The 23543-nt window shown below is 71.7% G+C and carries 22 protein-coding genes, 1 tRNA gene and 1 pseudogene; 9 read left to right on the forward strand and 15 right to left on the reverse strand.

Features of this window, described 5'->3' with window-relative positions:
• The first annotated feature begins 6 nt into the window (after positions 1-6).
• The 5 genes and pseudogenes from ACN27D_RS03520 to ACN27D_RS03540 all read left to right on the forward strand — a co-directional run bounded on the left by ACN27D_RS03520 (position 7) and on the right by ACN27D_RS03540 (position 2680).
• The gene (locus ACN27D_RS03520; RefSeq protein WP_043329581.1) at positions 7-225 is read left to right on the forward strand and encodes a DUF2945 domain-containing protein; all 219 of its coding nucleotides are present in this window, start codon (positions 7-9) and stop codon (positions 223-225) included.
• A pseudogene (locus ACN27D_RS03525) lies at positions 212-556 on the forward strand (DUF3140 domain-containing protein); the annotation flags it as partial. The gene ACN27D_RS03520 and the pseudogene ACN27D_RS03525, both read left to right, overlap by 14 nt.
• A 44-nt stretch (positions 557-600) precedes the next feature.
• On the forward strand, positions 601-1467 hold the full coding sequence (locus ACN27D_RS03530; protein WP_421498526.1) for a CPBP family intramembrane glutamic endopeptidase: 867 nt from the start codon (positions 601-603) through the stop codon (positions 1465-1467).
• 48 nt (positions 1468-1515) lie between these two features.
• Positions 1516-2265, forward strand: a complete 750-nt coding sequence (locus ACN27D_RS03535) for an SDR family NAD(P)-dependent oxidoreductase (protein WP_421498527.1) — start codon at positions 1516-1518, stop codon at positions 2263-2265.
• Positions 2266-2281: 16 nt separating this feature from the next.
• Positions 2282-2680 carry a MerR family transcriptional regulator gene (locus tag ACN27D_RS03540; RefSeq protein ID WP_421498528.1) on the forward strand — a complete coding sequence of 133 codons (399 nt, stop codon included), beginning with the start codon at positions 2282-2284 and terminating at the stop codon, positions 2678-2680.
• A gap of 107 nt (positions 2681-2787) precedes the next feature.
• Here ACN27D_RS03540 and polA read toward each other — a convergent pair whose 3' ends face one another.
• The 11 genes from polA to ACN27D_RS03595 form a co-directional block, all read right to left on the reverse strand.
• On the reverse strand, positions 2788-5487 hold the full coding sequence (gene polA, locus ACN27D_RS03545) for a DNA polymerase I (RefSeq protein WP_393157763.1): 2700 nt from the start codon (positions 5485-5487) through the stop codon (positions 2788-2790).
• A gap of 72 nt (positions 5488-5559) precedes the next feature.
• The gene (locus tag ACN27D_RS03550) at positions 5560-6312 is read right to left on the reverse strand and encodes an amino acid ABC transporter ATP-binding protein (protein ID WP_174535931.1); all 753 of its coding nucleotides are present in this window, start codon (positions 6310-6312) and stop codon (positions 5560-5562) included.
• Positions 6313-6365: 53 nt separating this feature from the next.
• A complete protein-coding gene (locus ACN27D_RS03555; RefSeq protein ID WP_013287514.1) occupies positions 6366-7343 on the reverse strand; it encodes an amino acid ABC transporter permease in 978 nt (325 codons plus the stop codon).
• A 4-nt stretch (positions 7344-7347) separates the two neighbouring features.
• Positions 7348-8253: an ABC transporter substrate-binding protein gene (locus ACN27D_RS03560; protein ID WP_356956800.1), complete on the reverse strand. Its 906-nt coding sequence runs from the start codon at positions 8251-8253 to the stop codon at positions 7348-7350.
• A 32-nt stretch (positions 8254-8285) separates the two neighbouring features.
• A complete protein-coding gene (locus ACN27D_RS03565) occupies positions 8286-8996 on the reverse strand; it encodes an ABC transporter ATP-binding protein (RefSeq protein WP_356956798.1) in 711 nt (236 codons plus the stop codon).
• A complete protein-coding gene (locus ACN27D_RS03570; RefSeq protein WP_091420549.1) occupies positions 8986-9831 on the reverse strand; it encodes an ABC transporter ATP-binding protein in 846 nt (281 codons plus the stop codon). The genes ACN27D_RS03565 and ACN27D_RS03570 overlap by 11 nt, the downstream gene beginning before the upstream one ends.
• The gene (locus ACN27D_RS03575) at positions 9824-10963 is read right to left on the reverse strand and encodes a branched-chain amino acid ABC transporter permease (protein WP_013475843.1); all 1140 of its coding nucleotides are present in this window, start codon (positions 10961-10963) and stop codon (positions 9824-9826) included. Before ACN27D_RS03575 ends, ACN27D_RS03570 begins: the two co-directional genes overlap by 8 nt.
• The gene (locus ACN27D_RS03580; protein WP_091420555.1) at positions 10960-11910 is read right to left on the reverse strand and encodes a branched-chain amino acid ABC transporter permease; all 951 of its coding nucleotides are present in this window, start codon (positions 11908-11910) and stop codon (positions 10960-10962) included. The genes ACN27D_RS03575 and ACN27D_RS03580 overlap by 4 nt, the downstream gene beginning before the upstream one ends.
• A gap of 105 nt (positions 11911-12015) precedes the next feature.
• Positions 12016-13176 (reverse strand): branched-chain amino acid ABC transporter substrate-binding protein, encoded by a 1161-nt coding sequence (locus tag ACN27D_RS03585; RefSeq protein ID WP_356956796.1) that lies wholly within the window; start codon positions 13174-13176, stop codon positions 12016-12018.
• Between the two features lie 257 nt (positions 13177-13433).
• The gene (locus ACN27D_RS03590) at positions 13434-14645 is read right to left on the reverse strand and encodes a hypothetical protein (RefSeq protein ID WP_421498529.1); all 1212 of its coding nucleotides are present in this window, start codon (positions 14643-14645) and stop codon (positions 13434-13436) included.
• Between the two features lie 37 nt (positions 14646-14682).
• Positions 14683-15303, reverse strand: coding sequence for an ANTAR domain-containing response regulator (locus ACN27D_RS03595; protein ID WP_013287522.1), 621 nt, complete (start codon positions 15301-15303; stop codon positions 14683-14685).
• Positions 15304-15396: 93 nt separating this feature from the next.
• Between ACN27D_RS03595 and ACN27D_RS03600 the strand changes: the two genes are divergently transcribed.
• A tRNA-Leu gene (locus tag ACN27D_RS03600) sits at positions 15397-15470 on the forward strand.
• Between the two features lie 33 nt (positions 15471-15503).
• Complete coding sequence (locus ACN27D_RS03605) at positions 15504-16250, forward strand: LAGLIDADG family homing endonuclease (protein WP_421498530.1); 747 nt, start codon at positions 15504-15506, stop codon at positions 16248-16250.
• A gap of 36 nt (positions 16251-16286) precedes the next feature.
• On the opposite strand, the gene ACN27D_RS03610 is transcribed toward ACN27D_RS03605, so the two are convergent.
• Positions 16287-17462 carry a trans-sulfuration enzyme family protein gene (locus ACN27D_RS03610; protein ID WP_252449303.1) on the reverse strand — a complete coding sequence of 392 codons (1176 nt, stop codon included), beginning with the start codon at positions 17460-17462 and terminating at the stop codon, positions 16287-16289.
• Positions 17463-17545: 83 nt separating this feature from the next.
• Here ACN27D_RS03610 and ACN27D_RS03615 point away from each other — a divergent pair, with 83 nt between their 5' ends.
• A complete protein-coding gene (locus ACN27D_RS03615; RefSeq protein ID WP_047894721.1) occupies positions 17546-18025 on the forward strand; it encodes an Lrp/AsnC family transcriptional regulator in 480 nt (159 codons plus the stop codon).
• Between the two features lie 61 nt (positions 18026-18086).
• Positions 18087-19082, forward strand: coding sequence for an LLM class flavin-dependent oxidoreductase (locus ACN27D_RS03620; protein ID WP_421498531.1), 996 nt, complete (start codon positions 18087-18089; stop codon positions 19080-19082).
• A 167-nt stretch (positions 19083-19249) separates the two neighbouring features.
• On the opposite strand, the gene ACN27D_RS03625 is transcribed toward ACN27D_RS03620, so the two are convergent.
• From ACN27D_RS03625 to ACN27D_RS03635, 3 genes are all read right to left on the reverse strand, one after another.
• Entirely contained in the window at positions 19250-21532 is a 2283-nt protein-coding gene (locus ACN27D_RS03625) for a cellulose binding domain-containing protein (protein WP_421498532.1), read from the reverse strand.
• Between the two features lie 272 nt (positions 21533-21804).
• Positions 21805-22920: a sulfite exporter TauE/SafE family protein gene (locus tag ACN27D_RS03630; protein ID WP_421498533.1), complete on the reverse strand. Its 1116-nt coding sequence runs from the start codon at positions 22918-22920 to the stop codon at positions 21805-21807.
• Positions 22921-23052: 132 nt separating this feature from the next.
• Complete coding sequence (locus ACN27D_RS03635) at positions 23053-23523, reverse strand: RrF2 family transcriptional regulator (protein WP_128137741.1); 471 nt, start codon at positions 23521-23523, stop codon at positions 23053-23055.
• Positions 23524-23543: the final 20 nt, after the last annotated feature.

A 23543-nucleotide genomic window follows, 5' to 3' on the forward strand; every position in this document is an offset into this window, starting at 1 on the left:
GGCGGCATGGCCGAGAAGGAGTTCCACGCCGGGGACCACGTCTCCTGGGCCAGCCACAGCGGCCGGGCGTACGGCGTCGTCAAGGAGAAGCTGACCGAGCGCACCCACGTCCGCGGGCACACCGTGAACGCCTCGCCGGAGCAGCCGCAGTACCGGATCACCAACGACGACTCGGGCCGCGACGTCGCCCACCGTCCGGAGGTGCTTCGCCATGAGTCGCGCTGAGGACCCGCAGCAGACGTACCGGGAGTTCACCGACGCGGTGAACATGAAGCCGGGCGAGCTGTCCCGCTGGCTGGAGAGCGAGGAGTCCAAACACGTCGGCTGGCACAAGAAGGGCACCCAGGGCGGCGAGTCGGTCGGCCACGACTCCGGCCGGCGCATCGTCGACCTGCTGCGCCGCAAGCGCGCCGACCTCACCGCCGCCGACTACAAGCACATGCGCAAGGTGATCGGATACGTGCACCGGCACCTGGCGCAACGTCCCGCGGGTGACGTCCGGGACACCAGGTGGCGCTGGTCGCTGATGAACTGGGGCCACGACCCGCTCAAGGGCTGAGCCGGCCGGTCCGTTCGCCGGGCGTTGGTACCGTGCCGGCGATGACGACAGACGTCTCGATCGCCGGCCGTCATCCCCGCGCCGGGCGGGTGGTCCTCGTGGCCGGCCTCGGCCTGATCGCCGTCGCGGCAGTCTTCCTGGTGGCGACCGGCAACACCGGCGTCAGGTACAGCGCCGACCACGACGGCACCGTGCCGATGTGGAGCCGCTGGATACCGGCGCTGGCCGCGATCGCGCTGATCCGCCTGATCCCGCCCGCGCCCGACCCGAGGTGGCCGGAGCCGGTAGCGCCGTACCGTGAGGCGGTGCCGCTGCTGCTGGCCGGGATCGCGTTCGCCGCCGTCATGCCGCTGCTGGGCGGCGAACCCGCGTACACCGTGTGGAAGCTCGCGCTGCTGCTCGGCGTACCCCTTGTGGTGTTCCTGGCCGCGCGCCGCCGGCCGCCACGGTGGCGGGCGGGGCCGGCCCTGGCGGACGCCGCCCACCGGTGGGGTCCGGCGCTGCCGGTGGCGGTGTGGCTGGTGCTCAGCTACGCGACGCCGCTGTCCGTGCCGGCGAGCGACTGGGGGCGGACCGTCACGCCGGTCGAGCTGGTCGTCACGCTGCTTGTGGCCTTCGCGGTGAACGCGCTGCTGGAGGAGGCCTTCTACCGGCGGTGGCTGCAGACCCGGTGGGAGTCGCTGCTGGGCCGCTGGCCGGCGATCGTGCTCGCGTCGCTGGTGTGGGCGGCCTGGCACGTGGCCATCCAGGGCAGCGGCCGGCCCGCCGTCGACCTGGCGTCGGTGCTAGTCAACCACGGCGCGCTCGGGCTGTTCCTCGGCTACCTGTGGTCGCGGTACCGCCGGATGTGGCCGCTGCTCGTGGTGCACGGCGCGGTCAACGCGATGCCGGTCCTGCTCGGTCTCTGACCGGCCCGCTTGACCCTGCCGCAGGCGGCAGGGTCGGACGATGCCGGCATGGAACGCCGCACGCCACGCGTCGCCGTGGTCACCGGTGCGGGGACCGGCATCGGCCGGGCCACCGCACGCTCCCTCGCCACCTCCGGGTACGCAGTGGTCGCAGTCGGCCGGCGCGCCGCGCCGCTGGCGGAGACCGCCGCCGGCCGGCCGGGTATCGCCCCGCTGACGGCCGACGTCACCGCTCCCGACGGGCCGGACCGGGTCGTCCGCGCCGCGCTCGACCGGTACGGCCGCCTCGACGTCCTGGTCAACAACGCGGGCGTGGCCGGCGGCGGGCCGCTGGCGGAGCTGGACGAGGACGCCGCCCGGCGGCAACTGGAGACGAACCTCCTCGCGCCGATCCGGCTGGCGCACGCCGCCGTCGAGGCGCTCGCCGCGACCCGTGGCGTGATCGTCAACGTCACCACGTCGGTCGGCCTGCGCGCCTGGCCGGGCAGTTCGGTGTACGCGGCGGGCAAGGCCGCGCTGGACTCGCTGACCCGCAGCTGGGCGGTGGAACTCGCGCCGCGCGGCGTCCGGGTGGTGGCGGTGGCGCCCGGCGCGGTCGACACTCCCATCGGCGAGCACAGTGGCCTCTCCCCCGAGCGGCGCGCGGCGGTACGGGACTGGCAGCTCGCACACACCCCGGCGGGCCGGATCGGCCGCCCGGAGGACGTAGCCTGGGCGATCCGGCGGCTGTGCGAGCCGGAGGCGGACTTCGTCACCGGTGTGGTGCTGCCGGTGGACGGGGGCGCGGTGGTCGCGTGAGAGGACGGTGGCGGCGGTGCGGATCGGCGCGGTGGCGAAGGCGACGGGCTGCACGCCGCGTGCCCTGCGGCACTACGAGGAACACGGGCTCATCGCCTCGGCCCGGGCCGCGAACGGTTATCGCGAGTACGACGCCGCGGTCGTCACCCGGGTCCGCAACATCCGTCACCTGCTCGACGCCGGGCTGACGCTGGACGACGTGCGGGTCTTCCTGCCCTGCCTGGACGGGGACGTGGCGTCGGCGCCGCCGTCCCCGACCGGGCTGCGGGTCGGCCGGGAGCGGCTGGCCGTGCTGGACGCCCGGATCGCGGCCCAGGTGGCCGTCCGGGACCGCCTGGCCGCCGCCCTCCAGGCCGCCGCCCCTGCGCCCTCGCCCCTGCTCCCGCCTCCTCCGCCGCCTCCTCTTGTGCGGTGATCAAGGAGTTTGTGTCCCCGAACGGGCTCGGGCGTGACACAAACTCCTTGATCACCGCCGGGGCGGGTGGGTGGGCGGTGGCCGACGCGGGTGGGGCGGCGGTGGGGTCAGTGGTCGGCGCTGTTCCAGTCGCGGCCCTCGCCCACCGACACCTCCAGCGGCACCGACAGCGGGTACGCCTCGCCCATCTGCTTGCGCACCAACGCCTCCAGCGCCTCCCGCTCGCCCGGCGCGACCTCGAAGACCAGCTCGTCGTGCACCTGCAACAGCATCCGGGAGCGCAGCCCGGCGTCGCGCAGCGCGTTGTCGACGTGCAGCATGGCGACCTTGATGATGTCGGCCGCCGAACCCTGGATCGGGGCGTTGAGCGCCATCCGCTCGGCCATCTCGCGGCGCTGCCGGTTGTCGCTGACCAGGTCGGGCAGGTAGCGGCGGCGACCCAGGATGGTGGAGGTGTAGCCGTCCTGGCGAGCCCGGGCCACCACCTCCTGGAGGTAGTCGCGGACCCCGCCGAACCCGGCGAAGTAGTTCTCCATCAGCCCGCGCGCCTCCTCGGCGCTGATGCCGAGCTGCTGGGACAGGCCGAACGCGCTGAGCCCGTACGCCAGGCCGTAGTTCATCGCCTTGATCTTGCGGCGCTGGTCGGCGGTCACGTCGCCGACCTCGACCGTGAAGACCGAGGACGCGGTGGCGGCGTGGAAGTCGTGCCCGGAGTTGAACGCCTCGATCAGCGCGTCGTCCGAGGACAGGTGCGCCATGATCCGCATCTCGATCTGGCTGTAGTCGGCGGTGAGCAGGCACTCGTAGCCCTCGCCGACGACGAACGCGCGCCGGATCCGCCGCCCCTCCTCGGTGCGGATCGGGATGTTCTGCAGGTTCGGCTCGGTGGAGGACAGCCGCCCGGTCGCCGCCACCGTCTGGTTGAACGTGGTGTGGATCCGGCCGTCGTCGGAGACCGACTTGAGCAGACCGTCGACAGTCGACTTGAGCTTCGCCACGTCGCGGTGGCGCAGCAGGTGGTGCAGCAGCGGGTGCTCGGTCTGCGCGTAGAGCCACTGGAGCGCGTCGGCGTCGGTGGTGTAACCGGTCTTGATCCGCTTGGTCTTGGGCAGGCCCAGCTCGGTGAAGAGGATCTCCTGGAGCTGCTTCGGCGAACCGAGGTTGAACTCGCGGCCGACCACCTCGTACGCGCCCTGGGCGGCGGCCTTCACCTCGGCGGCGAAGTGCGCCTCCAGCTCCGAGAGGTAGTCGGTGTCGGCGGCGATGCCGGTGCGCTCCATGGTCGCGAGCACCCGCATCAGCGGCAGCTCCACGCCGGCCATCAGCCGGGCCGACTGCTCGCCGTCGCGGGACAGCTCGGCGTCGATCGCGTCGGCCAGGTCGAGCGTGGCGCGGGCCTGGAGCATGAGGTTCTGCTCGGCCACGCCCTCGTCGCCGAGCCCGTCGAGGGTGAGCTGACCGGTCTCCGGCGCGTCGACGCGCAGCTCCCGGTGCAGGTAGCGCAGCGCCAGGTCGGTCAGGTCGTACGAGCGCTGGTCGGGGCGGGCCAGGTAGGCGGCGATCTGCGTGTCGCGGGCGATGCCCTGAAGCTCCCAGCCGTGCGCGGCGAACGCCAGCACCGCCGGCTTGCTGTCGTGCAGCACCTTCGGGCGCTCCGCGTCGGCGAGCCACCCGGCCAGCGCGGTCTCGTCGTCGGCGCCCAGGGCGCTCGGGTCGAACCAGGCGCCCGCGCCGGCGGCGGTGGCCAGCGCCATCGCGGTCACGGTGGCGGTGTGCCGGCGGTTGGGGCCGGTGTCGAGCGTGACCGCCAGGCCCACCGGGGCACCCGCCGGGGCGTGCGTGTCGAGCCAGCCCGCCAGCGCGCCCGGCTCGGTGAGCACCTCGCCGGCCAGGTCGAAGCCCGCCTCGGCCTCCGGCTCGACGGCTTCCAGGTATTGGTAGAGCCGGTCGCGCAGGATGCGGAACTGGAGCGTGTCGAAGACCTGGTGCACGGCTTCGCGGTCCCAGCCCTGCCAGCGGGCGTCCTCGGGGCGGACCGGCAGTTCCAGGTCGGAGACCAGGCAGTTGATCTCGTAGTTGCGGATCACGTCGGCCAGCCGCTCGCGCAGGCTGTCGCCGGCCTTGCCCTTGATCTCGTCGGCGCGGGCCACCACGCCCTCGACGCCGCCGTACAGGTTGATCCACTTGGCCGCGGTCTTCGGGCCGACACCCGGTACGCCCGGCAGGTTGTCGCTGGTCTCGCCGACCAGCGCGGCCAGGTCGCGGTAGCGGTCCGGGGTGACGCCGTACTTCGCCTCGACCGCGGCCGGGTCCATCCGGGCCAGGTCGGAGACGCCCTTGCGCGGGTAGAGCACTGTCACCTGCTCGCCGACGAGCTGGAACGCGTCCCGGTCGCCGGTGGTGATCAGCACGTCCATGCCCTGATCGCGGGCCTGGCAGGCGAGCGTGGCGATGACGTCGTCGGCCTCGTAGCCCTCCTTCTCGACCACCGGCACGCGCAGCGCGGCGAGGACCTCCTTGACCAGGCTGACCTGGCCCTTGAAGTCGGTGGGGGTCTCGCTGCGGCCGGCCTTGTACTCGGAGTACTTCTCCGTGCGGAAGGAGCGGCGGGAGACGTCGAACGCCACGACGATGTGCGTCGGCTGCTCGTCGCGCAGCACGTTGATCAGCATCGAGGTGAAGCCGTAGACGGCGTTGGTCGGCTGCCCCGTGGTGGTGGAGAAGTTCTCCACAGGCAGGGCGAAGAAAGCCCGGTATGCCAGGGAATGTCCGTCGACGAGGAGCAGGCGCGGCGTCGTAGCTGTCACGGCTGCGACTCTAGTCCGTATGCCCGACAACTCCGGCCTCCGGTGCGGCGCGCGCCGCACCGGAGGCCGAGGTCAGAGAACCTTGGCCAGGAACGCCTTGGTCCGCTCGTGCTTCGGCGCCGAGATCACCTCGCGCGGGTCACCCTGCTCGACCACCACGCCGCCGTCCATGAACACGAGGTGGTCGCCCACCTCGCGGGCGAAGCCGATCTCGTGGGTCACCACGATCATCGTCATGCCGTCGCGGGCCAGGTCCTTCATCGTGTCCAGCACCTCGCCCACCAGTTCCGGGTCGAGCGCGCTGGTCGGCTCGTCGAACAGCATCAGCTTCGGCCGCATGGCCAGCGCCCGGGCGATCGCCACCCGCTGCTGCTGGCCGCCGGAGAGCTGACCGGGGTACGCGCCGAGCTTGTCGCCCAGCCCCACCCGGTCCAGCAGCTGCGCGGCGTGCTCCCGGGCCTGCGCCTTCTTCGCCTGGCGCAGCAGCACCGGCGCCTCCATGACGTTCTGCAGCACCGTCATGTGCGGGAACAGGTTGAACCGCTGGAACACCATGCCGATGGCACGGCGCTGGGCGGCCACGTCCCTGTCCCGCATCTCGTACAGCTTGCCGCCGCGCTCCCGGTAGCCGATCAGGTCGCCGTCCACCCAGATCCGGCCGGCGTCGATCTTCTCCAGGTGGTTGATGCAGCGCAGGAACGTCGACTTGCCGGAGCCGGAGGGCCCGAGCAGGCAGCACACCTCGCCGGAGCGGACCTCCAGGTCGATGCCCTTGAGCACCTCCAGCGGCCCGAACGACTTGTGCACCTGCTCGGCCCGCACCATCAGGCCGGACCCGGCCGTGGGCGCGGTGGCCTGCGCGGGCACGATCAGCTCGGTCACTTCACCACCCCCGCGCCGCCACCGGCCTCGGCCGTCATCCCTCGCAGCTTCAGCCGGGCCCGCCCGGTGACGCCGTATCCCTTGCCGAAGTGGCGCTCCAGGTAGTACTGGCCGACGAGCAGGATGCTGGTCAGGAACAGGTACCACAGGCACGCCGCGACGTACATCGGGAAGATCTGGAACGTCCGTTTGCCGACGGCGTCGAGCTGGAAGAACAGCTCCACGCTCACCGGCACGTAGAGCAACAGGGACGTGTCCTTGAGCATGGCGATGGTCTCGTTGCCGGTCGGCGGGATGATCACCCGCATCGCCTGCGGCAGCACCACCCGGCGCAGTAGCTGGGCACGGCTCAGGCCGAGTGCCTGAGCGGCCTCGGTCTGGCCGGGATCGACCGACTGGATGCCGGCGCGGACGATCTCTGCCATGTACGCGGCCTCGGATAGCGCGAGGCCGAGCAGACCGGCCATGAAGCCGGTGAGGATGTCACGGGAGGAGAACCCGAACAGCCGCAGTTGCAGGTTGTCGATGCCGAACAGCTGGCCGATCTGGGTGTCGAACGGCACCCCGAACTCGACCCGGCTCCACAGGATGCCGATGTTGCCGAAGACGGCCAGCAGGACCAGCCGGGGCACGGCCCGGAAGAACCAGGTGTAGAGCCAGGCCACGCCGCGCAGGATCGGGTTGTCCGACAGCCGCATCACCGCGATCACCACGCCGAGCGTGACGCCGATCAGCATCGCGCTGACAGTCATCAGCACGGTGCCGCGCAGCAGGCCCTCGATGATCGGCGGCCGGAACATCTTGTCGACCATGAAGGACCAGTTGAAGGCCTCGTTGGTCACCAGCAGGTGGACGAACATCGCGGCCAGGACGGAGAGCACCGCCACGGCGACCCATCGTCCGGGGTGCCGCACGGGCACGGCCTTGATCGGTTCCGGCCGTGCCCGCGCGGTTGTCGCTTCCTCGGTGGTCATGTCGTCACGGGTTGATCGCGGGGTCCGTGATCGCGCCGTCTCCCACCTTCCACTTGTCGAGCACCTGCTTGTACGAGCCGTCGGCGATCACGGCCTTGGTGGCGTCCCGCACCGCCTCGGCCAGCTGCGTCTGCTCCTTGGCCAGCACGTAGCCGTACGGCGCCGCCTCGTACTGCTTGTCCAGCAGCTCCAGGGCGTCGTTGGACTGCGTCACCGCGTATACGCCGACCGGGTAGTCGGCCAGCATCGCGTCGTCCTTGCCGGAGACGACGGCGGCGGTGGCGGCGTCCTGGCCCGGGAACTGGTCGACGGTGATGGCCGGCTTGCCGGCGTCGGTGCACGCCTTGGAGCGCTTCTGGATGTCCTCGACCTGGACCGTGTCCTTCTGCACCGCGATCTTCTTGCCGCAGGCGTTGTCCAGCGCGACCCCGGCCGGGTTGCCCTTCTTGGTCACCCACTGCGTGCCGACCTGGAAGTAGCTGACCATGTTGGCCTGGCCCTTGCGCTCGTCGTTGATGGTGAACGACGAGACGCCCGCCTCGTACTTGCCCGAGTTGACGCCGTTGATGATGTCGCCGAACGGCGCCGAGACGAACTCCGCCTTGAGGCCCAGCTTGGCCGCCACCGCGGTGAACAGCTCGACGTCGAAGCCGACCACGGTCTTGCCGTCGGTGTCCAGGAACTCCGCCGGGGCGTAGGTGGAGTCGGTGCCCACCACGATCTTGCCATCCGACTTGATCGCGTCCGGGACCTTCGCGGCCAGCGCGGCGTCGACCGACGACGCGACGCTGGGACCGCCGCCGGGCTGGTCGGTGCTCTCCTCCTCGCCGCACGCGGCGAGGGAGAGCAGCAGGACGGCCGCACCGGCGACGCCGAGCGCCGCCCGCCGTCCGGGGTTGGGGTGGAACATGGCTGTACTCCTTATTGCGAGGGGTCGGCCGGTCAGGCCACGCCGAGGTAGGCCTCTTTGACCGAGGGGTCGTGCAGCAGGTCCGCGCCGGTGCCGCTCTTGACGATCCGGCCGGTCTCCAGCACGTACGCCCGGTGGGCGCGCGCCAGCGCCTGCTGGGCGTTCTGCTCCACCAGCAGGATGGTGGTGCCCTGCTGGTTGATCTCCGTGATGATCGTGAAGATCTGCTGGATCAGCATCGGCGCGAGGCCCATCGACGGCTCGTCGAGCAGCAGCAGCTTCGGCCGGCTCATCAGCGCCCGGCCGACCGCGAGCATCTGCTGCTCGCCACCGGAGAGCGTGCCGCCGGCCTGCTTACGCCGCTCGGCCAGCCGCGGGAACAGCTCCAGCACCCGGGCCAGGTCCTGCGCGATGCCGGCCTTGTCGCGCCGGGTGTACGCGCCCATGTCGAGGTTCTCCAGCACCGACATGCCGGGGAAGATGCCCCGGCCCTCGGGCGCCTGGCACAGCCCGCGCCGGACCCGCAGGTCGGCGCGGAGCTTGGTGATGTCCTCGCCGGCGAACTTGATCCGGCCGGAGGCGACCGGCCGGATGCCGGAGATCGCCCGCATGGTGGTGGACTTGCCGGCGCCGTTCGCGCCGATCAGCGCGACGATCTCCCCCTCGTCCACGGTCAGGCTGATGCCGTGCAGCGCCTGGATCCGCCCGTAGAGCAGGCTCACGTCCTCGATCTCAAGCAGCATCGTCCGGCACCCCCAGGTACGCCGCGACCACCTTCGGGTTGTCCCGCACCTCGGCGGGCAGCCCTTCGGCGATCTTCTTTCCGAACTCCAGGACCACGATCCGGTCGGTCACGCCCATCACCAGGCGCATGTCGTGCTCGATCAGCAGCACCGTCACGCCCTGGTCCCGGATCTGCCGGATGAGCTGGAGCAGCTCCTCCTTCTCCGCCGGGTTGAAGCCGGCGGCCGGCTCGTCCAGGCAGAGCAGTTTCGGATCGGTGGCCAGCGCGCGGGCGATCTCCAACCGCCGCTGCTCGCCGTAGGACAGGTTGCGGGCGAACTCGTGCATCCGGTTGCGGATGCCGACGAACTCCAGCAGGCGCTCGGCCTTCTCCCGGCCCTCGCGCTCCTCCTTCCAGTGCCGCGGCAGGCGCAGCAGGGCGGAGATCACGCTGGTCTTGTGGTGCGCGTCCGCGCCGACCTGGACGTTCTCCAGCGCGGTCATCTCCGGGAAGAGACGGATGTTCTGGAACGTACGGGCCATGCCCATCCGGGTGATCTGGTGGCGCTTCTTGCCACTGATCTTCTGGCCCAGGAACCGGATCTGCCCCTCGGTGGGCTGGTAGATGCCGGTCATCGCGTTGAAGCAGGTGGTCTTGCCGGCGCCGTTCGGGCCGATCAGACCGAGGATCTCACCCTTGTAGAGGGTGAAGTCCACGTCGTTGAGGGCCACCACGCCGCCGAAGCGCAGCGTGACGTGGTCGACCTCCAGCAACGGCTCCCGCTTGCCGACCGCCTCGACGGCGGGGGCCGCCGCCTGGACCGGAACCTTCGGGTTCTGCTCGGTGTCACTCACCGACGATCACCTCCTTGCGGCGGTCCTTGAACTCCGCCGCTCGTCGCCGGTTCGGGATCAGGCCCTGCGGCCGGAAGATCATCATCACCACGAGCACCAGACCGAAGAAGAGGAACCGGTACTCGTACAGCTCCACGCCGAACAGCTCGATGCCACGGAACCGCTCGATCATGTACGCCACCAGGCCGCCGCCGACGATCGCGCCGACGATGTTGCCCGAGCCGCCGAAGATGACAGCGGCCAGGATGATGATCGAGTTGAGCAGCTCGAAGTTCTGCGAGTTGACGAAGTTCTGCTTACCGGCGAACAGTGCGCCGGCCAGGCCGGCGATGGCCGCGCCGGAGGCGAACGCCCACAGCTTGAACTTGAACGTCGGCACGCCCATGAGCTGGGCGGCGTCCTCGTCCTCGCGGATCGAGATCCAGGCCCGGCCGACCCGGCTGTGGGTCAGGTTCCGCACCCCGATCACCACCAGGATGATCAGCGTGAGCACCAGCCAGTAGTACGGGCGGGCGTCGAGCACGCCGAACCACGGCCGGCCGTCGGCGTACTGGCCGGGCGGGTGCGGGATCTGGTTGAAGCCGCGCTGTCCCTTGAGGAACTCGGAGCTGACCGCCGCGATCCGGATCATCTCGGCGAAGCCGAGCGTCACCAGCGCCAGGTAGTCGCCGCGCAGACGCAGCGTCGGCGTACCGAGCATGACGCCGGAGACCATGGTCAGGGCGATCGCGATCGGCACCACCAGCAGCCACGGCCACAGCGTCTTGATGTCGCTGCTCGGCGAGGTCAGCACCGCGACCGTGTACGCGCCGACGGCGAAGAAGCCGAAGTAGCCGAGGTCGAGCAGACCGGCGAAGCCCACCACGATGTTGAGCCCGACCGCCAGCAGCACGTAGATCGAGACCGTGAACATCACCTGGGTGAAGTTCGCCCCGGGCGTCGGGATCGGCCCGAGGTACTGGTAGAACTCCTTGTTCGGCAGCGCGTAGAAGAACGCGATGACCGCGACCAGCAGCACCCAGCGCACCCAGCGCGGCGCGTGGTGCCAGCGCTCCGAGATCGCGTGCCGGCCCTGCCGCAGCTTGTCCGCCGCCGTCTCCCGCCGCTCCGGCGGGTCGATGGTGGTCGTCATGCGCGTGCCCTCCCCAGTGATTCGCCGAGCAGACCGGTCGGCCGGAACATCAGCAGCACGACCAGCACCGCGAACGCGGCGAAGTCCTTCCACTGACTGCCGAACAGGCCCGCGGCGTAGTTCTCCACGACGCCGAGCAGCAACCCGCCGACGAGCGCGCCGCGCAGGTTGCCGATACCGCCGAGCACCGCCGCGGTGAACGCCTTGAGGCCCAGCAGGAAGCCGACGCTGTAGGTGAGCGTCTGGATCCGCACGTCGTACAGCAGGCCCGCGACGCCGGCCATGGTGCCACCGGCGATGAAGACCATCAGGATGATGCGGTCCTTGTTGACGCCCATCAGGGCCGCCGTGTTGGCGTCCTGGGCCACCGCCCGGATGCCGCGGCCGGTACGGCTGCGGTTGATGAACTGGTCCAGCGCGAACATCATCACCAGCGCGGAACCGATCGTGAGCAGCTGCACCGCGTCGATCGGCACCCCGGCGATGTGGAACAGCGGCTCCGAGCTGACCAGAATCGGCGCACCCTCCGGCCGGCGCCGGGTGTAGACGCCGAACGCCTCCGAGATGGCGATCGAGGCACCGATGGCGGTGATGAGGAACGCCAGCGGCGGCGCGTTGCGCTTGCGCAGCGGCCGGTACGCGACCCGTTCGATCACCGTGGCGGTGCCCGCCGAGGCGATGGCCGCCACGATCATCGCCACCAGCAGGTAGAACAGGATCGAGCCGATGCCGCTGACCTGCGAGTTCTGGTCGAGTCCGAAGCCGTTCCAGGTCCAGATCGCGGCGAACGCGCCGGCGATGAAGACCTCGGAGTGGGCGAAGTTGATGAGCCTTAGCACGCCGTACACGAGCGTGTAGCCGAGCGCGACCAGGGCGTAGATGGCGCCCTGCGTCAAGCCGGTCGTGGTGAGTTCCCCGAAGTTGGAGAACAATCCGTCGAAGTCCAAGGGAGGGACGCTCCGTCGCTCAAGAGAAAAAGAGGGTGCGGCCGGGAGCCAGCTCCCGGCCGCACCCGCGATCACTACTCAATCGCCAGTCCAGCGATCGAACGATCAGGACTTGGGGATCTCCTGGTCCGGGACGACCTTGCCGCCCTGCACCTTGAACGCCCAGACCTTGACCTGCGCCGGGTCGAGCTCGCCGCCCTCGACGAACTTGTAGCTGGCGGCAACGCCCTCGCCGCTGTAGCCCTTCACGAACTCCAGCAGGTCGGCACGGGTGCTCTTGCCGGCCTTGATGCCCGCCAGCAGGATGTTCGCCGCGTCGTAGGCGGTGTCGCTGTAGGTGCCCGGCTCGGTGCCGTTGAGCGCCTTGAAGTCGGCGGCGAAGGTGCCGCGGGCCTCGGTGGACGGAGCGCAGGGGCAGGTGAGGATGGTGCCCTCGGCAGCGGCGGCACCGGCGGAGGTGATGTAGGCGCCGTCGTTCACGCCGTCACCGGCGACCAGCGGGGCGGTGACGCCGGCAGCGGTGAGCTGCTTACGGATCAGGCCGGCCTCCTGGTAGTAGCCGCCGTAGAAGACCGCCTTGACGTTGGCGGCCTTGACCTTGGTGACCACACCGGAGAACTCGACCTGCTTGCCCTCGCCCTGGACCTTGTCGCTGCCCACGACCGAGGCGCCGAGGACCTTCTTGACCTCGTCGGCCAGGCCGGCGCCGTACGCGGACTGGTCGTCGATGACGTAGACCCGGTCGGCCTTCATCACGTTCTTGATGTAGTTACCGGCGGCGGGGCCCTGGCTCAGGTCGTTGCCGACCGCGCGGAAGAAGGTCTTCCAGCCCTGCTCGGCGAGGCTGGGACGGGTCGCGGAGGGGGTGATGGTGACCAGACCGGCCTCGTTGAACAGCGGGCCGGCGGCCTCGGACTCGCCCGAGTAGGCCGGACCCACGACACCCAGGATCTTGGTGTCGTCGATCGCCTTCTGGGCCAGACCCGGCGCCTGGTCCGGGCTGCCCTGCGAGTCGAGCTCGGCGAGCTCGACCTTGCAGTCCGCGTTCTCCTTGTTGTACTTGTCGACGGCCAGCTTGACGCCGTTCTTCTCGTTGATGCCCAGCGCGGCCGAGCTTCCGGTCAGCGCGCCGAAGAAAGCGATCTTGCTCCCGCAGGCGCTGCCCCCGGAACCCTCATCGTCGCTGCCGCTGGAACAAGCGGTGCCACCGGCGACGAGCGCCAGCATGGCGACCCCGCCGATCACGCGTGCGAGCTTCTGCCTCAAGGCCCGAACCCTCCTCCGTCCATGATCCGAACCACCCGCCGCTGATTGGCCCTTGCGGGGTGGACGAACCAAGACCGTCGTCGCCGGTCTGGGGCGGGACGTTATCCCACCGCGAGCGGTGGCGTAAGACCTGGAAAGCGGGGTTGACCGAACCGTTACACGCCGTGGCGGATTCAAGCCCATCGGCGTAAGAACCGAAGGCGCGCAAAGGCTTTCGCCGACTATTCCTCGGTAACGGCCCAGGCCCTCCCCACCCCCTACCGATCGACGGTCGGCAACGCCCCCCACCAGGCACGGGATACCTTTCCGTCATCGGCGACCACGAGCAGCCGGTCGTCGCGGACGGCCACCGCCAGCGCCGCGTCGCCCCCGTCCGGCACCGGCACCGGCGTGATCACCGGAAGCCACGACGCACCACCGTCACGCGACATCCAGAGCCGTCGCTGAGCCCCGTCCCCGGTCACCGCGACCAGCCGCCCACCGGACGCCGCGAGCGCGTCCACCGACGACACCCCGGGGCCCGCCGAGCCGAACCCGCCGACCCGCCGCCACCCCTGCGCCGCACCCGCCGAACCGGCGGACGGCGAGCCACACTCGCCGCACCCGCGCCACACCCCGAAGCGGTCACCCAGCGGGCCGACCGCCACCGGACCGCCGTCGGCCGGCACCACCCGCTCCGCCGCCCCGGCCGTCCCCGACGGCACCGGCAGGGCCAGCCGCCGCCACACCCGGCCATCCGCCGAGAACCACGACAGCGGCGTCCGAGCCGTACCGCCGGGCGGCAGCAACGACCCCACCACCAGCCAGCCCGACCCCACCGCCGCCACGTCGTACGCCGCCGTCCGGCCCCGGCCGTCGCCGGCCAGCTCCGCGACGCCCTCGCGCAGCACGAACCCCTCGGCATCCGGCGACGTCCACACCGCCGCACCGTCCGCGCGGGACCCGGCGACCAGCCAACCACCCGGACCCGCGGCCAGCCGCGACGCGCTCACCGCGCGCGGACCGCCGAACAACTCGAACGCCGCCGGCACCTCCCGCAACGGCCCGCCCGGACGCCACACCCACGTCCCGGTACGCGGATTGCCGTGCACGCCACCCGTCTTCGCACCCAGCGCCGCCATCCCGTCGGCGCGGCACGCCACCGCGTAGAGCACGTGCTGACGGCCGTAGAACGTCTGACCGCGCACCGCAATCGGTGACCACGTCACGCCGTCCGATGAGGACCACGCCGCCGGCCGGGTCTCCCCCGCCGGATCGACCAGCCCGCCCACCGCGTACCACCGGCCGGCGCACCGCGCGGTGTCGCGCAGGACCGGACGCCCGGTGGCGCCGGCGGGAAGGGCCAGCTCGACGGGCTGCCACTGCGGGCGGACCGGCGCGGGCTCGGGCAGCGGTCGCGGAGTGGCGTGGCAGGCCGACAGGAGCAGCACGGCGGCGACGAGGATCGGCCGGACGCGCGCGGGAGACATGGATCCGATCCTATCGATCGGATGCCTCCCCGGGAGGTCAGGACGCGGGCTGCTCCACCTCGCCGCCGGCGGTCTCGGCGAGGATCCGCTCGGCGACCTCCTTCATGGTCATCCGGTGGTCCATCGCGGTGCGCTGGATCCACTTGAACGCCTGCGGCTCGGTCATGCCGTACGTGGTCATCAACGCGCCCTTGGCGCGCTCGACGGTCTTGCGGATCTCCAGCCGGTCGGTGAGGCCGGCGACCTCCGACTCCAGCGCGGCGATCTCGGAGTAGCGGGACAGCGCGATCTCCACCGCCGGCACCAGGTCGCTCTTCTGGAACGGCTTGACCAGGTACGCCATCGCGCCCGCCGCCCGCGCCCGCTCCACCAGGTCACGCTGGCTGAACGCGGTCAGGATGATCACCGGGGCGATGCGCGCGCCGGCGATCCGCTCGGCGGCGGCCAGCCCGTCCATGATCGGCATCTTGATGTCGAGGATGACCAGATCCGGCTTGAGTTCCTCGGCGAGCTTGACGGCGGTCTCGCCGTCACCGGCCTCGCCGACCACCTCGTAGCCCTCTTCGACGAGCATCTCGGCCAGGTCCAGCCGGATGAGCGCCTCGTCCTCGGCGATCAGAACGCGCTTGCGCTCGGCGTCCGCCTGCATCTCGCCCACGAGCCACTCCCACCGGTTCGAGCCCGACACCCGCCCTGCCGGGTGTCGCCGCCCCTAGCCTAGTAGGTAACCTGTTGGAGCCGAACTACAGAAGCCCCTGTAGCCCAACCGGCAGAGGCGCGATTCTCAAAAGATCGACAGTGTGGGTTCGAATCCCACCGGGGGCACAAAGTGTCATACAGGCGTTCGAAAATGGCCTGGTGCATCCACCCGAGATACGCGCCCGCGCACGAAGCCTGTACCTCGCCGGAGCGACGGTCGCCGAGGCTGCCCGCGCCGTCGGGTTGTCCTATCCGACCGTCCGGCACTGGTGCAAGGAACGCCCCGAGCCGAGGCAGCGGAGCACGGCGGAGCGGTGTTTCCGCTGCCGGGCAGGTGTCGGCAATCCGCCAGATCCGGCGCAGTACGCCTACCTTCTCGGCCTCTATCTCGGCGACGGTCACCTGGTCGTCGGCCGGGTGCCGGTGCTGCGCGTCTTCTGCGCCGACGCCTGGCCGAACCTGATCGCCGCCTGCGAGGACGCGATGCGGGCGGTCCTGGCCACGTCGGTGCAGCGGGTGCAGAAGCGCGGGTGCGTCGCCGTGCAGAGTTACGGGATGCACTGGCCGTGCCTGCTCCCCCAGCACGGGCCGGGCAAGAAGCACGAGCGCCCGATCGTCCTGGCCGACTGGCAGCGGCCCATCGTCGAGGCACACCCCGGCGACTTCCTGCGCGGCCTGTTCCATTCCGACGGCTGCCGGGTCAGCAACCGGGTGACCGTGCGCGGCAAGAAGTACGTCTATCCGCGCTACATGTTCGTCAACGAGTCGGCCGACATCATCGGCCTCTGCCAGCAGGCCCTCGACCGGCTCGGCATCGCCTGGCGGATGAACCGCCGCAACTCCCTGTCGGTGGCCCGCCGGGAGGCGGTAGCCGCCCTCGATCGGCACGTCGGCCCGAAGTCGTGACCGGCCGACGCCGCGGACGCGGGCGACCGGCCGCCGTCAGATCCGCGCCAGCGCCCGCGCGAGATCCGCCCGCAGGTCCTCCGGGTCCTCCAGGCCGACCGAGACGCGCAGCAGCCCGCCGCAGGGCTTGGCGTCGCCCTCGACCGGCCGGTGGGTGAGCGACGCCGGGTGCTGGATCAGCGTGTCGACGCCGCCGAGCGACACCGCGTGGGTGATCAGCTCGCAGGCGCCGGCGACCTCGGCCGCGGCGGGCGCGCCGCCGCGCACCTCGAAGGCGAGCAGGCTGCCGGTGCCGGACATCTGGCGGCCGACCAGCCCGGCCGGGTCGTGCAGCGACGGGTGGTGGACGCGCTCGACGGCGGGGTGCCCGGCGAGCCAGGCGGCGAGCTTCTCCGCGCCGGCCTGCTGGGCGCGGACGCGCAGCGGGAGGGTCTGGATGCCGCGGTGCAGCAGGTACGCGCCGAGCGGGTGCAGGACGGCGCCGGTGACGGCGCGGACCTGGCGCAGCCGGGCGGCCCACTCGGGTCCACAGGCGACGACGCCGGCGAGGACGTCGCCGTGGCCGCCGATGCTCTTGGTGGCGCTGTGCAGCACGAGCGCGGCGCCGTGGCGGGCGGGCTGCTGGAGCACCGGGGTGGCGACTGTGTTGTCGACGAGCAGCGGGACGTCACCGGCGGCGTCGGCGAGCGCGGCGATGTCGACCAGGTCGAGGCTGGGGTTGGCCGGCGTCTCGACCACGACGACGGCGGTGTCGGGGCGGATCGCGGCGGCCACGTCGGCGGGGGTGGCCCAGGTGACCTCGGTGCCGAGCAGGCCGGTGGCGAGGACGTGGTCGGTGCCGCCGTAGAGGGGGCGGACGGCGACGACGTGGCGCTTGCCGTCGCGGGTGGCGGCGAGCAGGGTGGCGGTGAGCGCGGCCATGCCGCTGGCGAACGCGACGGCCTCGGCGGTGCCTTCGAGCTGGGCGAGCGCGGTCTCGAACCGGGCCACTGTGGGGTTCCAGAGGCGCTGGTAGACGGCGCTGCCGCCGGCCGGGAGGGTGCCGCCGGTGGCCAGCGTCTCGTAGTCGTCACCGCCGCCGGCGACCGAGGGCAGCGGGTTGGTGGTGGACAGGTCGATGGGCGGGACGTGGACGCCGAGCCCGGCGAGGTCGGCGCGCCCGGCGTGTACGGCTGCGGTGTCCACGGAAGTCATGCCGGAAGCGTCGAACATGACGACGGCGGGAGGCAATAGCGACGAACAAGATTCTGAGTATCGCGCTTTCGCCCGGCGGTGATTCGGTGAAGGATGGTCACATGCCTGCCGCACCGAATGATGTACGGCCGTTCGCCGGCCTGGACGACACCGATCGCGCGATCCTCACCGAGCTGGCGGCCGACGGCCGGCTGCCGAACAACGCGCTGGCCGAGCGGGTCGGGGTGGCGCCGTCGACGTGCCTGACGCGTACGCGGGCGCTGCGCGAGTGCGGGGCGATCCGCGGGTTCCACGCCGAGGTGGACCCGGCGGCGGTGGGTCTGCCGTTGCAGGCGCTGGTCTCGGTGCGGCTGACCGCGCACGAGCGCGCCGCTGTGGACGCGTTCCGGGCCCGGTCGGTGCGGCTGCCGGGGGTGGTGTCGGTGTTCCACGTGGCGGGCGCGGAGGACTACGTGCTGCACGTGCGGGCCGCGTCGGGCGACGCGCTGCGGGACTTCGTACTCGATCATCTGGCTGTCGATCCGGCGGTGCAGCACACGCAGACCAGCCTGATCTTCGAGCAGGCCCGGGGTATGGGGTAGCGCACCCGGCGGAACAATTCCGGCACGTCGCGGGTTGCAGTTCTCTGTGATCGACGTACCCATGTCTGTTCTTGATCTTGCCCCGGTGGCGGCGACCGGCAGTGCCGGTGAGGCGCTGCGGTACACCACGGAGCTGGCCCGCCGCACCGAGGAGCTGGGCTACCGCCGGTTCTGGGTGGCCGAGCACCACAACATGCCCGCCATCGCGAGTTCCGCTCCGGCGGTGCTGCTCGCGCACCTGGCGGCGAACACCAGCACGATCCGGCTCGGCTCGGGCGGCGTGATGCTGCCCAACCACGCGCCGTTGGTGGTGGCCGAGCAGTTCGGCACGCTGGAGGCGCTGCACCCGGGCCGGATCGACCTGGGCATCGGCCGGGCGCCGGGCACCGACCAGGTGACCGCGCTGGCGCTGCGCCGCACCATGGAGGGCCTGTCGGCCGAGCACTTCCCGCGTGAGCTGGCCGACCTGATGAACTACTTCTCCGGCGCCGAGCCGGGTCCGATCACCGCGACGCCGGGCCGCGGCCAGTCGCCGCAGGTGTGGCTGCTCGGGTCCAGCGGGTTCAGCGCGCAGCTGGCGGGCCTGCTCGGGCTGCCGTTCTCGTTCGCGCACCACTTCAGTTCGCAGAACACGGTCCCGGCGTTGCAGCTCTACCGGCAGAACTTCCGGCCGTCGCAGTGGCTGGACCGGCCGTACGCGATGGTGGCGGTGAACGCGGTCTGCGCGGAGACCGACGAGCGGGCCGAGTGGCTGGCCGGGCCGGCCGGGCTGTCGTTCCTGAAGCTGCGGTCGGGGCGGCCGGAGCCGCTGGTCACGCCGGAGGAGGCGGCGGCGTACCCGTACTCGGAGTTCGAGCGGGAGTTCGTCGCCCAGCGCCGCGAGGGCCAGGCGACCGGCTCGCCGGAGACGGTGGCCCGGCAGCTCGGGGAACTGCTGGAGCGCACCGGCGCGGACGAGCTGATGCTCACCACGATGGTCTACGACGTGGCGGACCGGGTCCGCTCGTTCGAGCTGATCGCCAAGAAGGTGGCGGGCGGGCTGCGCCGGGAGGCCTGAAACACGCTCTTCATAGCCACGTCACCGCACCGTCGCGTGGGACGCATAACTTTGTCCCCGGTGGTGGTACGGCATTCCCGGTCGGGACGGGTCGGGAATGCTGCGGTGTGGTGCACCGGGTCGCCGGCGGAGCGGATTCCGCGGCCGGCGACCCGGTGCCTGCCGTTTCAGCGCAGGTAGATGTTCGGCGCCGGCGGCGTGCTCATGCCGTCGCCCAGATGGAAGCCCGGGTGCGGCGGCTGGTTGTAGGCGGTGTTCTGCCAGGCCACTGCCACCCGGTACTGCGGGTCGTGCATCAGGGTCGGCAGGCGCAGGCCGGTGGTGACCGGCGTGCTGTAGATGCGGAGCGCGGTGCTGTCGGAGGTGCGCCAGACCACCTCCTCGCGCCAGTCGCCGAGCAGGTCGGCCGAGAGCGCCGGCGTGGACTTGGTGCCGTTGTTCGAGGCGACGCCGCTGCCGGTGAGCAGCCGGGTCTCGCCGCCGGTGCCGTACTTGTCGATCTTCGTGGCGTCGAGCAGTTCCCGGACCGGGTCGCCGTCCCACCAGATCAGGAAGTTCGCCGACGACGGCTTGCGCCCGACGTTCTGCCCCCGGGTGTTGAGCAGCCCGTCGACAGCCGACGACCAGGACTCCGCGCCCGGGCTGCCGGCCCAGACGTCGCCAGAGACGCCACGGCCGTTGTCGCCGCTGGGCGCGGTCTGCCAGATGATCTGCCCGGTACGCGCGTCGGCCATCCAGGAGCTGGGCTTGCTGCCGTCCTCGTCGACCTTGAACACCTCCAGGCCGGAGCGGGACGGGTCGAGGTCGCCGACGTGCAGCGCGTCGCCGTGGCCGTTGCCGGTGGAGTACAGCAGCCGGCCGTTGTCGTCGATGGTGGCGGCCCCGTACACGATCTCCTGGCGGCCGTCGTTGTCCACGTCCGCCACGGAGAGCTGGTGGTTGCCCTGGCCGGCGGCGGCGCCGTTGCCGGAGGCGTTCGAGTCGAACGTCCAGCGCTTGCGCAGCGTGCCGTCGCGGAAGTCCCAGGCCGCGACGACGGCGCGGGTGTAGTAGCCGCGCGCCATGATCAGTGAGGGGCGCTGCCCGTCCAGGTACGCGGTGCCGGCGAGGAACCGGTCGACCCGGTTGCCGTACGAGTCGCCCCAGGACGAGACGGTGCCGCGCGGCGGGTCGTAGTCGACTGTGGACACGGCTGCGCCGGTGCGGCCGTCGAACATGGTCAGGTACTCCGGGCCGGCGAGCACGTAGCCGCTGGAGTTGCGGTGGTCGGCCGAGCCGTTGCCGATCACCTGGCCGGTGCCGGAGCGGGTGCCGTCGGCGGTCTTCACGGCCACCTCGGCGTCCCCGTCGCCGTCGTAGTCGTACACCTGGAACTGGGTGTAGTGGGCGCCGGCGCGGATGTTGCGGCCGAGGTCGATGCGCCACAGCCGGGTGCCGGTGAGCGTGTACGCGTCGACGTAGACGTTGCCGGTGTAGCCGGACTGCGAGTTGTCCTTGGCGTTCGACGGGTCCCACTTGAGCACGAACTCGTAGCGGCCGTCGCCGTCCAGGTCACCGACGCTCGCGTCGCTCGCCGAGTAGCTGTACCCCTCCCCAGACGGGGTGGTGCCGCCGGGCGGCGGCTGGATCGGCACGTCCAGGTAACCGTTGGCGAACTGGAGCGCCGGGGCGGACGCCGCCTGCTCGGCGCCGTTCACCACGGCCCGCACGGTGTACGCCGAGCCGGCCGCCGCACCGCTGTCCAGGTACGTGGTGGCGCCGGTGATGGGACTGCCGTTGACCTTGGTGCCGCCCCGGTAGAGGTTGAACGAAACCCCCGTGGTCTCGGTGCCGAGCAGCCGCCAGGAGACCAGGTTCCCGCTGCCGGAGCGGACGCTGACCAGGCCCCGGTCGAGGTCCTCCATCTGCTTCGCGCCGGCCGGTGGGGTGGTCGGCGGGGGTGTGGTCGGTGGCGGGGTGGTGGGCGGAGGCGTGGTGGGCGGCGGCGTGCTCGGTGGTGGCGTCGACGGTGGGGCGCTTGTGGACGGCGCGCCGGTGCAGGCGGTGCCGTTGAGCGTGAACGCGGCCGGGACCGGGTTCGACGCGTTGTTCCACGAGCCGTTGAAGCCGAAGTTCGCGGTGCCGCCGGTGCCGATGGCCGCGTTGTAGCCGGCGTCGCGGGCGCTGACCTGCGCGCCGGACTGGCTGACCGTCGCGTTCCACGCCTGGACGACCTGCTGGCCGGCGGCGAAGCTCCAGCCGAGGGTCCAGCCGTTGACCGGGTCGCCGAGGTTGGTCACTGTCACGTCGGCGCCGAAGCCGCCGCTCCACTGGTTGGTGATCCGGTAGTCGACCCGGCAGGCGACGGCCGCCGCGGCGGCCGTCATCGTGGTGAGCGCGCCGGCCGACAGCGTGACCGCCGAGGCCGCGGCGAGCAGCGCGATCCGGCGGCGTGGGGTGGTGGGGTGCACGGGGAATGCCTTTCGCGGAGGTCAGGCACGCGACGGGGCCGGTCTGCCCGGACCGGCGATTACGTGCCCTGACGCGACGGGCGACGTCAACACATCGACGTCGGTGATTCGGCTCCGCGCTCCGTCAGCCTAGGTCACCGCCGGACACCCCCACAAGCGCGGCACAACGGTGGAGCGGCGGCCGGCGAGAAGGAATGGCCGAAACGCCGAGACAGAGCCCTCCCGGGCGACGGCGCGGCCGGGCGACGGCGCGGTCCAGGGCCGCGAGCGGCTCAGCCCTCGACGGCGGCGGCGAGCTTCCGCGACTCCGCGTTCTCGGTGGTCTCGGTGGTCTCGGCGGTAGCCACCGGCTCCCGGACCTGCCCCGACTTCGCGGCCTTCGCCGGCTCGACGGACTCCCCCGCCGCGGCGGGCTCCACCGCTTCGGCGGGCGACGCGGAGGCGATCGCGGCCCCCGTCGCCGCCGCGGAGGCGATCGCGGCCTCGGCCGGCGCCGCGGAGGTCAGCGCCGCGTCGACGGTGGCGCGGGCCCGGCGGGCCCGGCGCAGCGCCCGCACCGCCAGCCCGACGGCGACCAGCCAGGCGGCGCCGAGCAGCGCGTACACCACCACCGGCACCGAGCCGCCCACGCCGCCGGCGCTCAGCAGCGTGCGGGCGTTGGTCAGCACGATCACGCCGCCGATCACGGCACCGAGCAGCTGGGCGGGGACGATGCGGACCAGCCAGGCCGCGATGGGCGCGGCGATCAGGCCGCCGACCAGGAGCGCGGCCACAGTGGGCAGCAGGAAGCCCTCGGAGCCGAGGCCGATCAGGAAGCCGATGCTGGCCGCGCCGGCCACCACGAACTCGGAGGTGTCCACCGAGCCGATGACCTTGCGGGGTTCCATCCGGCCGGAGACCAGCAGCGCCGGGGTGGCGACCGGTCCCCAGCCACCGCCGCCGGTGGCGTCGACGAAGCCGGCGACCAGGCCGAGCGGGGCGAGGAAGCGGCTGCGCAGCCGGCCGGCGGCGCGGTTGGCGCGCAGCGGCCGGGAGAACCGCACCAGCAGGTACGCGCCGAGCGTGAACAGGATGGCGGCCATCCACGGCGCCGCCGCCTCGGTGGAGATGGAGCTGAGGAACGTCGCCCCGGCGAACGCGCCGATCGCGCCGGGCAGCGCGATCCGGCCGACCACCTTCCAGTCGACGTTGCCGAAACGCCAGTGCGAGACGCCCGCGGCGAGCGTGGTGCCGATCTCGGCCAGGTGCACCGAGGCGGACGCGGCGGCCGGCGCCACGCCGGCGAACAGGAGAAGCGTCGAGGAGGTCAGTCCGTACGCCATGCCGAGCGCGCCGTCGACGAGTTGCGCGGCGAGCCCGACGAGGGCGAGGACCAGCAGCTTGCGCACGAGCGCCCCCTGACTTTTCGGTATCTCCTATCAACTTGGTCGACAATGCGGCACGGAGGCGCCCCGGGTCAAGTCCCCCATCCGGTTGGTAGGAGACGCCGGACGGTGTGCCGGGGTGTGCGGAAGCTGGCGTCAGCTCCAGGCGCGCGGGTCGGCGGCCAGCTCGTTGACCCGGCCGGGCAGCGCGCCGGCGGCCACGTCGGCGATGGTGACCAGCTCGAGGATCTCCCGCTCGCTGGCCCGCAGCGCGATCCAGACGTCCTGCAACGCGCGGGCCGCACCCTGGTAGCCGAGCTGTTCCGGCCGCTGCCCGCGTACGTGCGCGAGCGGACCGTCGATGACGCGGATCACCTCGGCCAGGGAGATCTCCCCGGCGGGCCGGGCCAGCCAGTAGCCGCCCTCGGGGCCACGCTGGGCGTGCACGATGCCGCCCCGGCGCAGTTGCAGCAGGATGCTCTCCAGGAACTTCGGCGGGATGTCCTGTGCGCGGGCGATCTGCTCGGCGGTCACCGGCCGGCTCCGCCCGGTGGTCCCCCCGTCCGCGACAGAGGCCAGCTCGGCGGCCGCGCGGAGGGCATAGTCGACCCGGGCGGAGAGACGCATACGGCCAGGTTAGTCCGCTG

The organism is Micromonospora sp. WMMD1274, assembly GCF_049179035.1.
Taxonomy (GTDB): Bacteria; Actinomycetota; Actinomycetes; order Mycobacteriales; family Micromonosporaceae; genus Micromonospora; species Micromonospora tulbaghiae.

Excerpts from the sequence above, each read along its gene's own strand:
- ACN27D_RS03615 (WP_047894721.1), top strand. The coding sequence starts at position 17,546 with ATGCCTGCCGCACCGAATGATGTACGGCCGTTCGCCGGCCTGGACGAC.
- ACN27D_RS03575 (WP_013475843.1), bottom strand. The coding sequence starts at position 10,963 with ATGACGACCACCATCGACCCGCCGGAGCGGCGGGAGACGGCGGCGGAC.
- ACN27D_RS03635 (WP_128137741.1), bottom strand. The coding sequence starts at position 23,523 with ATGCGTCTCTCCGCCCGGGTCGACTATGCCCTCCGCGCGGCCGCCGAG.
- ACN27D_RS03535 (WP_421498527.1), top strand. The coding sequence starts at position 1,516 with ATGGAACGCCGCACGCCACGCGTCGCCGTGGTCACCGGTGCGGGGACC.
- ACN27D_RS03620 (WP_421498531.1), top strand. The coding sequence starts at position 18,087 with ATGTCTGTTCTTGATCTTGCCCCGGTGGCGGCGACCGGCAGTGCCGGT.
- ACN27D_RS03590 (WP_421498529.1), bottom strand. The coding sequence starts at position 14,645 with ATGTCTCCCGCGCGCGTCCGGCCGATCCTCGTCGCCGCCGTGCTGCTC.
- ACN27D_RS03610 (WP_252449303.1), bottom strand. The coding sequence starts at position 17,462 with ATGTTCGACGCTTCCGGCATGACTTCCGTGGACACCGCAGCCGTACAC.
- ACN27D_RS03560 (WP_356956800.1), bottom strand. The coding sequence starts at position 8,253 with ATGTTCCACCCCAACCCCGGACGGCGGGCGGCGCTCGGCGTCGCCGGT.
- ACN27D_RS03550 (WP_174535931.1), bottom strand. The coding sequence starts at position 6,312 with ATGGTGCGGGCCGAGCAGGTGCACAAGTCGTTCGGGCCGCTGGAGGTG.
- ACN27D_RS03565 (WP_356956798.1), bottom strand. The coding sequence starts at position 8,996 with ATGCTGCTTGAGATCGAGGACGTGAGCCTGCTCTACGGGCGGATCCAG.
- ACN27D_RS03555 (WP_013287514.1), bottom strand. The coding sequence starts at position 7,343 with ATGACCACCGAGGAAGCGACAACCGCGCGGGCACGGCCGGAACCGATC.
- ACN27D_RS03530 (WP_421498526.1), top strand. The coding sequence starts at position 601 with ATGACGACAGACGTCTCGATCGCCGGCCGTCATCCCCGCGCCGGGCGG.
- ACN27D_RS03520 (WP_043329581.1), top strand. The coding sequence starts at position 7 with ATGGCCGAGAAGGAGTTCCACGCCGGGGACCACGTCTCCTGGGCCAGC.